Genomic DNA, 12,552 nt, shown 5'->3' on the forward strand with positions numbered 1-12,552 from the left:
CGACAGGTTCGGCCAGTCGGTGGTCAACGCCAACGCGATCCTCGATGACGTCAATCCGCAGATGCCCCAGGCGCGCCACGACATTCAGCAGCTGGCCGGGCTGGGCGACACCTACGCCAACGCCGCGCCCGACCTGATCGATTTCCTGAACAACGCGGTGGTCACCTCGCGCACCATCAACGCGCAGCAGAAGGATCTGGATCAGGCGCTGTTGTCGGCGGCCGGGTTCGGCAACACCGGCGCCGACATCTTCAACCGGGGTGGCCCCTACCTGGCCCGCGGGGCCCAAGACCTGGTGCCCACCGCGCAGCTGCTGGACACCTACAGCCCGGAGCTCTTCTGCACGGTGCGCAACTACCACGACATCGAGCCGAAGGCGTCCTCGTTCCTGGGCGGCAACGGCTACTCGCTGGTCGCCCACACCGAGGCGCTGTCCGGGTTGGGGTTGCTGGCCAACCCGGTGTCGGCGGTGGCGGCCCTCGCCAGCCTGTTCGGCGGGCTCGCCGGGGTGGTCGGCGGAGCGCCCAACCCGTACACCTATCCGGAGAACCTGCCGCGGGTGAACGCGCGCGGCGGGCCGGGAGGTGCCCCGGGTTGCTGGCAGCAGATCACCCACGACCTCTGGCCCGCACCGGAATTGGTGATAGACAGCGGCAACAGCATCGCGCCGTACAACCACGTCGACACCGGATCGCCGTATGCGATCGAGTACGTCTGGGGCCGCCAAGTAGGGGATAACACGATCAACCCATGAAAATCTCCGGAACCATCGTCAAGCTCAGCATCTTCTCGTTGGTGCTGCTGATCTTCACTGTGATGATCGTCGTCGTCTTCGGTCAGATGCGCTTCGACAGCACGCAGTCGTACTCGGCCGAGTTCGCCAACGCCAGCGGCCTGCGGGCGGGCCAGTTCGTCCGCGCCTCCGGCGTGGAGATCGGCAAGGTCGACACGGTCGAGCTGGCCGACGGCGGCAAGCGGGCGCGGGTGACGTTCAACGTCGACCGCTCGGTGCCGCTGTACCAGTCGACGACCGCGCAGATCCGCTACCTCGACCTGATCGGCAACCGCTACCTGGAGCTCAAGCGCGGCGAGGGTGAGGGCGCCCAGAAGGTGCTGCCGCCGGGCGGGTTCATCCCGATGTCGCGCACCTCGCCGGCGCTGGACCTGGACGCCCTGATCGGCGGGTTCAAACCGCTGTTCCGGGCGCTGGACCCGCAGAAGGTGAACACCATCGCGACGGCCCTGATCACGGTGTTCCAGGGCCAGGGCGGCACCATCAACGACATCCTCGATCAAACCGCGCAGCTGACCAACCAGCTCGGTGAGCGCGACCAGGCGATCGGCGAGGTCATCAAGAACCTGAACATCGTGCTGGACACCACGGTTCGCCACCGCCAGCAGTTCGACCAGACCGTCAACAACCTCGAGGTGCTGATCACCGGCCTGAAGGACCACGGGGACCAGTTGGCGGGCGGGACCGCGCACATCAGCAACGCCGCCGGGACGGTCGCCGACCTGCTCGCCGAGGACCGCGGCCTGCTGCACAGCACTCTCAACTATCTGGACGCCATCCAACAGCCGCTCATCGACCAGCGCGACCAGCTGAACGACTACCTCAAGAAGGTGCCCACCGCCTTGAACATGATCGGGCGCGCCATCGGTTCCTACGGCGACTTCGTGAACTTCTACGCCTGCGACATCACGCTCAAGATCAACGGTTTGCAGGCCGGCGGCCCGGTCCGCACGGTCCGGCTATTCCAGCAGCCGACGGGTAGGTGCACGCCGCAATGAGAACACTGGAGCCACCCAACCGGGTTCGCATCGGGTTGATGGGCATCATCGTGACGCTGCTCGTCATCGGCGTCGGCCAAAGCTTCACCAGCGTGCCCATGCTGATGGCCAAGCCGCACTACTACGGCCAGTTCAGCGACACCGGGGGCGTCGGCGTCGGGGACAAGGTGCGCATCGCCGGCGTGGACGTCGGCAAGGTCGAGGCCATCAACATCGAGAACGACCACATCCTGGTCAAGTTCAACCTCGGCACCGCGACCATCGGCACGGAGAGCCGCCTGGCGATCAAGACCGACACGATCCTGGGCAAGAAGATCCTCGAGGTCGAGAACCGGGGCACCAAGCAACTGCGGCCCGGGGACTCGTTGCCGATTGGCCAAAGCACCACGCCCTATCAGATCTACGACGCGTTCTTCGACGTCACCAAGGCCGCGCAGGGTTGGAACATCGACACGGTCAAAGAATCGCTGCACGTGCTGTCGCAGACCATCGACCAGACCTACCCGCACCTGAGCGCGGCGCTGGACGGCGTGGCCAAGTTCTCCGACACGATCGGCAAGCGCGACGAGCAGGTCAAGCATCTGCTCGCCCAGGCCAACCAGGTGGCCAGCATCCTCGGTGACCGCAGCGACCAGATCGACCGCCTGCTGGTCAACACCAAGACGCTGCTGGTCGCATTCAACGAACGCGGCCAGGCCATCAACGCGCTGCTGTCGAACGTCGCCGCCTTCTCCGAACAGGTCAAGGGATTCATCAACGACAACCCCAACCTGAACCACGTCCTCGAGCAGCTGCGCACCGTCAGCGACATCCTCAAGGAGCGCAAGGACGACGTCGCCGCGGGCCTCACCGAGGTCGGCAAGTTCTTGCCGTCGCTGAACGAGGCGATCGCGTCGGGACCGTTCTTCAAGGTGGTCCTGCACAACCTCGCGCTCTACCAGATCATCCAGCCGTGGGTGGACGCTGCCTTCAAGAAGCGCGGCATCGACCCGGAGAACTTCTGGCGCAGTGCCGGCCTGCCCGAGTTCCGGTGGCCCGACCCCAACGGCACCCGACTCCCCAACGGCGCGCCGCCGCCCGCACCCCCGGTGCTGGAGGGCACGCCGGAGCACCCCGGCCCGGCCGTCCCACCCGGATCGCCGTGCTCGTACACGCCGGCCAACCCGGGCGGCAACGTCACCGTCGGCGACGAGGGGCTGCCGCGGCCGTGGAACCCGCTGCCGTGCGCCGGTGGTGGCATCGGACCGTTCGGCGGCCCGGGCTTCCCCGCGCCGGTCGACGTGATGACCTCCCCGCCGAACCCGGGCGGCCTGCCGCCGACCCCGGGCATCCCGATCGCCGGGCGCCCGGGCGACCCGCCGCCGGACGTTCCGGGGACGCCCGTGCCGCTGCCCGCGCAGGCACCGCCGGGCGCGCGCACCGAAAACCTGGCGCCCGCCGGACCGACGCCGCCACCGTCGACGTTCGCGCCTGGTTTCCCGCCGGGGCCGGCCGCGCCACCCGGACCTGGTAACCAATTGCCCGCGCCGTTCATCAACCCGGGCGGAACCGGAGGCAGCGGCGCTGCGGGGGGAGGTAGCCAGAATTGAGCACCGCCTTTGACATCCGCAACATCCGGCTGCCGAAGATGACCCGCGCGACGGTGATCATCGGCTCGCTGGTGATCGTGCTCGCCCTCGTCGTCGGATTCGTCGGCTGGAAGCTGTACGAGAAGATGACCAACAACACCGTGGTGGCCTACTTCCCGGCGGCCAACGCCCTGTACCCGGGCGACAAGGTCCAGATCATGGGGTTGCGGGTGGGCGCGATCGACAAGATCGAGCCGGCCGGCGACAAGATGAAGGTCACCTTCCACTACCAGAACAAGTACCGGGTGCCCGCGAACGCCAACGCGGTGATCCTGAACCCGACGCTGGTGGCGTCGCGGGCGATCCAGCTGGAGCCGCCGTACAAGGGCGGGCCGGTGCTGTCGGACAACGCGGTGATCCCCGAGGAGCGCACCCAGGTCCCGGTGGAGTGGGACCAGCTGCGCAACAGCATCACCAACATCATTTCCAAGCTGGGGCCGACGCCGGAGCAGCCGACGGGCCCGTTCGGTGAGGTCATCGAGTCCTACGCCAACGGGTTGGCCGGCAAGGGCAAAGAGATCAACACGACGCTGAGCAACCTCTCGCAGGCGTTGAACGCGCTGAACGAGGGCCGCGGCGACTTCTTCGCGGTGGTCAAGAGCCTGGCGCTGTTCGTCAACGCGTTGCACAAGGACGACCAGCAGTTCGTCGCGCTGAACCAGAACCTGGCGGACTTCACCACCCGGCTGGCGCACAACGACAGTGACCTGTCGAACGCGATCGAGCAGTTCGACGGGTTGCTGTCCACGGTCCGGCCGTTCCTGGACAAGAACCGCGAGGTTCTGACCTACGACATCAACAACCTGGCGACCGTGACGAACACGATCCTGCAGCCGGACCCGCTGAACGGGTTGGAGACCGCGCTGCATGTGTTGCCCACGGCCGCGGCGAACATCAACCAGATCTATCACCCGTCGCACGGTTCCGTGGTCGCCATCCCGGCGATCACCAACTTCGCCAACCCGATGCAGTTCATCTGCAGCTCGATCCAGGCGGGCAGCCGGCTCGGTTACCAAGAGTCGGCGGAACTGTGCGCGCAGTACCTGGCGCCGATCCTCGACGCCATCAAGTTCAACTACCTGCCGTTCGGGGCGAACCTGTTCAGCACGGCCGAGACCCTGCCCAAGGAAGTGGCGTATTCGGAAGATCGGCTGCACCCGCCGAACGGATACAAGGACACCACCGTCCCCGGCATTTGGGTTCCGGACACCCCGACGTCGCACCGCAACACCCAGCCCGGCTGGATCGTCGCGCCCGGGATGCAGGGGCAGCAGGTCGGGCCGATCACCGCGGGTCTGATGACCCCGGACTCGCTGGCCGAGCTCATGGGAGGCCCCAACATCGCGCCAGTGCAATCGAACCTGCAGACGCCGCCGGGACCGCCGAACGCCTATGACGAGAACCCGATCGTGCCGCCCATCGGTTTGAACGCGCCGGTTCCGATCCAGCCGCCGCCACCCGGGCCGAACGTGGCCCCGGGCCCGGTCGCCCCGACGCCGGCGCCGGTCGCCGCGCCCGCGCCGAACGCCGGTGGGCCCCCGGTACCGGCTGACATCGGGGGTGGCCAGTAATGAGCGCGCTTCGACTGATTCGCCGCGGGGCCTGGCAGGCGCTGGTGCTGTTGGTGGCCGCGCTGGTGTTGAGTTCGTGCGGCTGGCGCGGGATCTCCAACGTCGCGATCCCGGGCGGTCCGGGCAGCGGCTCGGGCGCCATGACGATCTACGTCCAGGTGCCCGACACCCTGGCGATCAACGGCAACAGCAAGGTGATGGTCGCCGACGTGTTCGTCGGGTCGATCAAGTCCATTCAGCTGAAGAACTGGGTCGCCACCCTGACGCTGGGCGTCGACAAGAACACCAAGCTGCCGAAGAACGCGATCGCCAAGATCGGCCAGACCTCGCTGCTGGGTTCCCAGCACGTCGAGCTCGCCGCGCCGCCGAACCCGTCGCAGGAGATGCTCAAGGACGGCGACACCATCCCGCTGAAGAACTCGTCGGCGTACCCGACCACCGAGCAGACGCTGGCCAGCCTGTCGCTGATCCTGCGCGGCGGCGGCATCCCCAACCTGGAGGTGCTGCAGAACGAGGTCTACAACATCTTCAACGGGCGGGGTGATCAGATCCGGTCCTTCCTCGGCAAGCTGGACACCTTCACCAACCAGCTCAACCAGCAGCGCGATGACATCACGCACGCGATCGACTCGACCAACCGGCTGCTCACCTACGTGGGTGCGCGGGCCGACGTCCTCGACCGGGTGCTCACCGACATCCCGCCGCTGGTCAAGCATTTCGCCGACACCAAGAACCTGCTGATCAACGCCGTCGACGCGGTGGGAAGGCTCAGCCAGGCCGCCGACCAGTACCTGTCGGAGGCGCGCGGGCCGCTGCACACCGACCTGCAGGCGCTGCAATGCCCGTTGAAGGAGTTGGGCCGCGCCTCGCCGTACCTGATCGGTGCGCTGAAGCTGATCCTGACGCAGCCGTTCGACATCGACACGGTGCCGAAGATCTTCCGCGGTGACTACATCAACATCTCGCTGACGCTCGACGTGACGTACAGCTCCGTGGACAACGCGTTCCTCACCGGCACCGGATTGTCGGGGGCGCTGCGCGCGCTCGAGCAGTCGTTCGGGCGTGACCCCGAGACGATGATCCCGGACGTGCGCTACACGCCGAACCCGAACGACGCGCCCGGTGGGCCACTGGTGGAAAGGGGGGACAGGAATTGCTGACTCCCTTTGTCCGGCGCCAGCTGATCGCGTTCGGGATCATCACGGTGATCGCGCTGTCGGTGCTCGGCGTCTATTACCTGCAGATTCCGAGCCTGGTGGGAATCGGTCGATACACGCTGAAGGCCGACCTGCCGGCGTCGGGCGGCCTGTACCCGACGGCGAACGTGACCTATCGAGGCATCACCATCGGCAAGGTCACCGACGTCGAGCCGACGGAGCGCGGCGCCCAGGCGACGATGAGCATCGACAGCCGGTACAAGATCCCCATCGACGCGACGGCCAACGTGCACTCGGTGTCGGCGGTCGGTGAGCAGTACCTGGACCTGGAGTCGACCGGTAATCCGGGCAAGTTCCTGTCGGAGGGCCAGACGATCACGAAGGGCACGGTGCCCGCCGAGATCGGGCCGGCGTTGGACACGGCCAACCGCGGGCTGGCCGTGCTGCCCAAGGACAAGATCGCCCAATTGCTCGACGAGACGGCGCAATCCGTGGGCGGGCTGGGTCCCGCCCTGCAGCGGTTGGTCGACTCGACCCAGGCGATCGTCGGGGACTTCAAGACCAACATCAACGACGTCAACGACATCATCCAGAACTCGGGCCCGGTGCTGGACAGCCAGGTCAAGTCCGGTGACGCCATCGAACGTTGGGCCCGCAACCTGAACAGGCTGGGCGCGCAGTCCGCGCAGGAAGACCAGCACGTCAAGAGCATCCTGCGCCAGGCGGCGCCGACGGCCGACCAGGTCAACGACGTGTTCAACGACGTGCGGGACTCGCTGCCGCAGACGCTGGCGAACCTCGAGGTGGTCTTCGACCTGCTCAAGCGGTACCACACCGGCGTCGAGCAGGTGCTGGTGTTCCTGCCCCAGGGCGCGTCGATCGCCCAGACGGTGGCCGCGCCGTTCCCGAACATGGCGGCCCTGGACCTGGCGTTGTCGATCAACCAGCCGCCACCCTGCCTCACCGGGTTCATCCCGGCGTCCGAGTGGCGGTCCCCGGCCGACACCAGCATCCAGCCGCTGCCGTCGGGCACCTATTGCAAGATCCCGATGGACACCCCGGCCAACAGCGTGCGCGGCTCGCGCAACATCCCGTGTACCGACATCGAGGGCAAGCGGGCGGCCACGCCGCGGGAGTGCCGTGACCCCAGGCCGTACGTGCCGGCGGGCACCAACCCCTGGTATGGCGACCCCAACCAGATCGTGACCTGCCCCGCGCCGGCCGCGCGCTGCGACCAGCCCGTGAAACCGGGCCAGGTGATCCCGGCGCCGTCGATCGACACCGGCCTGAACCCCGCCCCCTCCGACCGGGTGGCGGGGACGCCACCGCCGACCAGCGACCCCTTGTCGCGGCCGGGGTCGGGTACCGTGCAGTGCAACGGCCAGCAGCCCAACCCGTGTGTCTATACTCCCGGCGGGCCGCCCGCGGCGGTCTACAGTCCCCAAAGCGGTGAACTGGTAGGGCCAGACGGAGTTAAGTACTCCGTCGAAAACTCGGCCAGAACAGGAGACGACGGATGGAAGGAGATGCTGGCGCCAGCCGGCTGAACCCCCCACCGATGCCGAAGTTTCGTCGTCTGCGCGGACGGCGTCCGAAGAACCAGGACCCGGAGCCCACCGCCGAACCGGCCAACCCGGAAGTGACGGCCGTGGAGTCCGCCGAACCCTCGATCGAGCCGGCCGCGACGGCCGAGGAGCCCTCGGCCGAGGAGACCGCGACGGCCGAAGAGACAGCGGCGGAAGAAAAGGCCACGGCGGAGCCGTCGGAGGCCGAGGCCGCCGCCGAGGAAACGGAGCCCGGGGCCGCCGTCGAGGAGCCGTCGGACGCGCAGGCCGGCCCGGACGGGGGCGTCGAGCGCCGTCCGTCGCGAATGGGTCGCGGCTGGCTGGCCAGCATTGCCGCGGTGCTCGTGCTCTGCGCCGCCGCCGTCGGCGCCGGCGGGTACTTCGCGCTGCGCTACCACCACGACAGCCAGGCGATCGCCCGCAACAACGCCGCGGCGCTCAAGGCGGCCGTCGAATGCGTTTCCGCGACCCAGGCGCCCGACACCAACGCGATGGCGGCGAGCGAGCAGAAGATCATCGACTGCGGCACAGACGCTTTCCGCTCGCAGGCCCTGCTCTACACCAGCATGCTCGTTCAGGCGTATCAGGCGGCCAACGTCCACGTCCAGGTGTCCGACATGCGGGCGGCGGTCGAGCGAAACAACCCCGACGGTTCGGTCGACGTGCTCGTCGCCGTTCGGGTCAAGGTCGCCAACGACCAGACGCAGAACGAAACCGGCTACCGCCTGCGGGTGAAAATGGCGATGGCCGAAGGGCAATACAAGATTGCCAAGCTCGACCAGGTGACGAAGTGACGGTGGTGGTCGAGAAGCCACCGGCCAAGGCCGTCCAGGAGTCCCCACGGAATGCCTTGGCGCCCTGGCATCTTCGCGCCGGTGCCCTGACCGTCGACGTGCTGCCGGGTGTTGCGGTCGTGGCGACGATGGCGTTGGTGTCGGTCAACGTGCGCCACCATCCGATCTGGTCGTGGGTGTGCATCTCGGCCGGCGGCGTGGCGATCCTGTTGATGTTGGCGAACCGGTCGTTGCTGCCGACCATCACCGGCTTCAGCGTGGGCAGGGCACTCTTCGGCATCGCGGTGGGGCGACGCGACGGTGAACCCCTCGGGCCATGGGGACTGCTGCTGCGCGACCTCGCGCACCTGCTCGACACCGTGTCGGTGGTGGGATGGTTTTGGCCGCTGTGGGATTCGGACCGACGCACCTTCGCCGACATGCTGGTCGGCACCGAAGTGCGGCGTCACGAGCCGGCCGAGCCCGGGTTCCCCGTGCGGCGGTCGGCGGTGGCCGTGGTGCTGGGCGCGACCGCACTGTGCCTCGCCGGCGCGGCGATCAGCTATGCGGTGGTGTTCGGCCCGGACCGGGAGACCGACCATACGCGGGCGGAGCTCGGCACGCAGGGCCCGAAGATCGTCGCGCAGATGCTGACCTACGACCCCAAATCCCTGCACGACGATTTCACGCGCGCCCTGTCGCTGGCCACCGCCAAATACCGGCCCCAGCTGGCCGCCCAGCAGGACATGGTGCAGAAGGGCAACCCGGTCATCAACGAGTATTGGGTGACCGACCACGCGATCCAGTCCGCGGCGCCGGACCGCGCGACCATGCTGATGTTCATGCAGGGCAGGCGCGGCGCGGCGCCCGACGAGCGCTACATCTCCGCCACCGTGCGGGTGACGTTCGTGAAGGACGGCGGCCGCTGGCTGGTCGATGACCTCACGGTGCTGACCAAGCCCAAGCCGGGGGGCGGAAAATGAGCCCGCGCCGCAAGTTTCAGCCCGGTGAGGGACCGCTGCTGATCCCCAGTGCGGTGCCGCCGGGGCGGCCGTGGGGCCTGCCGTCGGCCAGCGCGGTCGCGGCGATCCTGATGGCGGCCGCCATCACGGTGTGCACGCTGATGCTGATCAACCATGAATCCCGCGAGCGCGCCGAGTCGAAGAATCGCGAGGTGCTCAGCTACGTGACCGGCTTCATGACGCAGTTCACCTCCATCGATCCATTCCACGCCAACGACTACGTGACGCGGGTGCTGGGCCAGGCGACCGGCGACTTCGCCAAGGAGTACCGCGACAAGGCGAACGAGATCTTGCTACAGGTGGCCCGGGCCGAACCGGCCACCGGCACCGTCCTGGACGCCGGGGTGGAGCGCTGGAACGACGACGGCAGCGCGACCGTGATCGTAGCCACCGCGGTCAGCAGCAAATCCCCTGACGGCAAACAGGTTTGGGAGAACGCCAATCGGTGGACGGCGACCGCCACGCAGGAAGGAAATCAGTGGAAGATCAGCAACCTGCAACAGGTGATCTGACCGCCGACGCGGGCACCGACGCCTCCGGGGAGGCGGCGGCCGAGGAGCGCGCGGACTCGCCGGCCGGCGACGAAACCGCTTCCGCCGCCGAGGAATCCGAGGCCGGCGACGCCGGGGCGAAGACCGCGGGCCGCAAGCGGCGCAAATGGCTGGCCGGCAAGCGGCTGGCCATCACGGTCGTGGTGGCCGCCGCGGTGTTCGTCGGTTCGGCCGCGTTCGCCGGCGCGACGGTACAGCCGTATCTGAGCGATCGTGCCGCCGCCGCAACGAAACTCAAAGTGGCGCGCACCGCGGCCAGCGCCATCACCACGCTGTGGACCTACACGCCCGAGAACATGGACACCCTCGCGGACCGGGCGTCGGGCTACCTCAGCGGCGATTTCGAGGCGCAGTACCGCAAGTTCGTCGACGCCATCGTGGCCCCCAACAAGCAGGCCAAGATCACCAACCACACCGAGGTCACCGGAGCGGCGGTCGAATCGATCGACGACGCCAACGCCGTCGTGATCGTGTACACCAACACCACGTCCACCAGCCCGTTGACCAAGAACGTGCCGTCGCTGAAGTACCTGTCCTACCGGCTGTTCCTGAAGCGCGCGCAGAACCGCTGGCTGGTGACCAGGATGACGACCATCACGTCGCTGGATTTGACGCCGCACGTCTAGCACGGTCTGCTGCGACCCATGGCGGTTACCTCCCCGGTGTCGGAGCGATCGACGGTCGCGGCGCTGTTGTTGTTGACCTTCGCGACCGGGCTGGCGGACTCGATCAGCATCCTGGTGCTCGGCCACGTGTTCGTCGCCAACATGACCGGCAACGTGATCTTCCTGGGCTTTTGGCTGGCGCCGCGGACCAGCATCGACATGACCGCGGTCGTGGTGGCCCTGCCGACCTTCGTGTGCACCACGATCGTCAGCGGCCGCGTATCACGGCATTTCGCCGACCGGACGCGGGACTGGATCACCACCGTATTGGCAACGGAGATCACCCTTTTGGTGACGCTGGCGATCCTGGGCGGCACGGGAGCCCTGCAGTACCACAGCAACACCAAGCTGATCATGATCGGCATCCTCGCGGTCACGTTCGGCCTGCAGCATTCGAGCGCCCGCCAGTTCGGCATCCAGGAACTGTCCACCACGGTGCTGACGTCAACGATCGTCAGCCTCGGCCTGGACAGCCGGCTCGCCGGCGGCTCGGGCGACCGTCAGGCGTTGCGCATCGGCGTCGTGCTGACGATGTGCGCCGGCGCCTTCCTGGGGGCGACGATGTCACGGTTCGTCGTCGCGCCGGTGTTCGCGGTGACGGCGGCCGTGGTGGCGGCCAGCCTGCTGATCTTCCGCTTCGGGCCGGCTAGTTGAAGGCCAGCCAGCTCGGCAGCGCCCGTTCGTGCGAATCGCAGAGCACCTGCCGGGTGTCGCAGGATCCCCGCGGCGAGCCGGCGCCGGCCCACATGCCGCCGGTGTCGCGGCGCAGCACGACGGCCGACGACCCACCGCCGTCGAGCAGGATCGCGTTGTCGCTGCCCAGGCCGCGGAACAGGTCCTGCATGTTGTCCGGCGTGTAGCTGCCGCCCTCGAAGATGTACATCTCGTCTTTCTGCCTCGAGTACGCCAAAGCCGTTCGCGCGGCGCTGGGTCCGCCGTCGCGCAGCTGCCCGGTGTTGCCGGGTGCCAGCAGCCCGATGCCGGAGACCGCGACGAAGCGTTCGTTCTTGTTCAGCAGGTCCTCGACCACCGGAGTGGCGGAGTCGTAGTCGCTCTTGGTCTTCGGCCACACCACGTACGGCGCGCCGCCGGACGGCAGGATCATCGTCGTCAGGACGCTCCAGCTTTCACCGCCGCCCGAGAGGCCCTGCTTGCCGGGATAGGCGAGGGTGCCCGTGACGGCCTGGTTGGCGCGGCCCTGGCCGTGGGTGTTGTCCACGAAGGCGCCCAGCGGTGAGCTGCAGCCGGTCTGGCGCCACGAGCCGGCCTTCTGCCCCCGAACGTCGAAGAAGTTGGCGTTGATCGCGATCGTCGGTTGGCCCATCCGCTGCCACGCCTGAAGCGGCGCATAGAGTTCCGACGCCTGCCAGAGTCCCTCACCGGTGCGGGCACCGGGGTTGTTCTCGCAGCGCGCCTGATCGCCCTGGTGGGTGTCGACCAGCAGGTGCGGCGAGAGCCGTCCCGCGGCGTTCTTGATGATCATCAGGTGGCCGCCGTTGTTCATCTCGTACCAGCTGCCACCGGCGTTGAGCATGGGTGCGGGGTGGCCGGGCCCGAAGTTGTAGACCAGGTAGGAGCCCTTGGTGGTGTTGATGGCGTTGGCCAGCAGGTCGCGGCCGTCGGCGGCGTGCGCGACCGGCTGGCCCGCCGTGCTGGCCAGGGCGACGCATGCGAGCACCGCGGTGCAGCCGGCCACCAGCCGGCGCAAGCTGGCGCGTCGGGTCAGCACGATCGCCCTTTCCGTCCTGAGCGGGATGCAACCTAAACATCATCTGTCACATCCGTCACACCGTCAATTTCTATAACGGGCACATGACGGTCGGGCGGCG

General features: G+C 67.8%; 12 protein-coding genes. 11 read left to right on the forward strand and 1 reads right to left on the reverse strand.

What is annotated here, in order from left to right:
- The 11 genes from A5702_RS06600 to A5702_RS06650 all read left to right on the forward strand — a co-directional run.
- Positions 1 to 754: MCE family protein (locus tag A5702_RS06600; RefSeq protein ID WP_197506510.1), on the forward strand; the 754-nt coding region annotated here is incomplete at its 5' end.
- Entirely contained in the window at positions 751 to 1,791 is a 1,041-nt protein-coding gene (locus A5702_RS06605) for a virulence factor Mce family protein (protein ID WP_068219250.1), read from the forward strand. The genes A5702_RS06600 and A5702_RS06605, both read left to right, overlap by 4 nt.
- Positions 1,788 to 3,380 (forward strand): virulence factor Mce family protein, encoded by a 1,593-nt coding sequence (locus A5702_RS06610; protein WP_055405491.1) that lies wholly within the window; start codon positions 1,788 to 1,790, stop codon positions 3,378 to 3,380. The genes A5702_RS06605 and A5702_RS06610 overlap by 4 nt, the downstream gene beginning before the upstream one ends.
- A complete protein-coding gene (locus A5702_RS06615; RefSeq protein WP_068219252.1) occupies positions 3,377 to 4,990 on the forward strand; it encodes a virulence factor Mce family protein in 1,614 nt (537 codons plus the stop codon). Before A5702_RS06610 ends, A5702_RS06615 begins: the two co-directional genes overlap by 4 nt.
- Complete coding sequence (locus A5702_RS06620; RefSeq protein ID WP_055405493.1) at positions 4,990 to 6,150, forward strand: virulence factor Mce family protein; 1,161 nt, start codon at positions 4,990 to 4,992, stop codon at positions 6,148 to 6,150. Before A5702_RS06615 ends, A5702_RS06620 begins: the two co-directional genes overlap by 1 nt.
- On the forward strand, positions 6,144 to 7,694 hold the full coding sequence (locus A5702_RS06625) for a virulence factor Mce family protein (protein ID WP_055405737.1): 1,551 nt from the start codon (positions 6,144 to 6,146) through the stop codon (positions 7,692 to 7,694). Before A5702_RS06620 ends, A5702_RS06625 begins: the two co-directional genes overlap by 7 nt.
- Positions 7,664 to 8,506, forward strand: coding sequence for an Mce protein (locus A5702_RS26645; RefSeq protein ID WP_068219253.1), 843 nt, complete (start codon positions 7,664 to 7,666; stop codon positions 8,504 to 8,506). Before A5702_RS06625 ends, A5702_RS26645 begins: the two co-directional genes overlap by 31 nt.
- Positions 8,503 to 9,468 (forward strand): RDD family protein, encoded by a 966-nt coding sequence (locus A5702_RS06635; protein ID WP_068219266.1) that lies wholly within the window; start codon positions 8,503 to 8,505, stop codon positions 9,466 to 9,468. The genes A5702_RS26645 and A5702_RS06635 overlap by 4 nt, the downstream gene beginning before the upstream one ends.
- Positions 9,465 to 10,019: a mammalian cell entry protein gene (locus A5702_RS06640; protein ID WP_068219268.1), complete on the forward strand. Its 555-nt coding sequence runs from the start codon at positions 9,465 to 9,467 to the stop codon at positions 10,017 to 10,019. The genes A5702_RS06635 and A5702_RS06640 overlap by 4 nt, the downstream gene beginning before the upstream one ends.
- On the forward strand, positions 9,986 to 10,684 hold the full coding sequence (locus A5702_RS06645; RefSeq protein ID WP_068219270.1) for a mammalian cell entry protein: 699 nt from the start codon (positions 9,986 to 9,988) through the stop codon (positions 10,682 to 10,684). Before A5702_RS06640 ends, A5702_RS06645 begins: the two co-directional genes overlap by 34 nt.
- Before the next feature lie 18 nt (positions 10,685 to 10,702).
- A complete protein-coding gene (locus A5702_RS06650; protein ID WP_055401151.1) occupies positions 10,703 to 11,377 on the forward strand; it encodes a YoaK family protein in 675 nt (224 codons plus the stop codon).
- On the opposite strand, the gene A5702_RS06655 is transcribed toward A5702_RS06650, so the two are convergent.
- Positions 11,370 to 12,479, reverse strand: a complete 1,110-nt coding sequence (locus A5702_RS06655) for a phosphodiester glycosidase family protein (protein WP_156669511.1) — start codon at positions 12,477 to 12,479, stop codon at positions 11,370 to 11,372. The genes A5702_RS06650 and A5702_RS06655 overlap by 8 nt on opposite strands.
- Positions 12,480 to 12,552 lie beyond the last annotated feature (73 nt).

This window comes from Mycobacterium sp. E3339, assembly GCF_001666915.1.
Taxonomy (GTDB): Bacteria; Actinomycetota; Actinomycetes; order Mycobacteriales; family Mycobacteriaceae; genus Mycobacterium.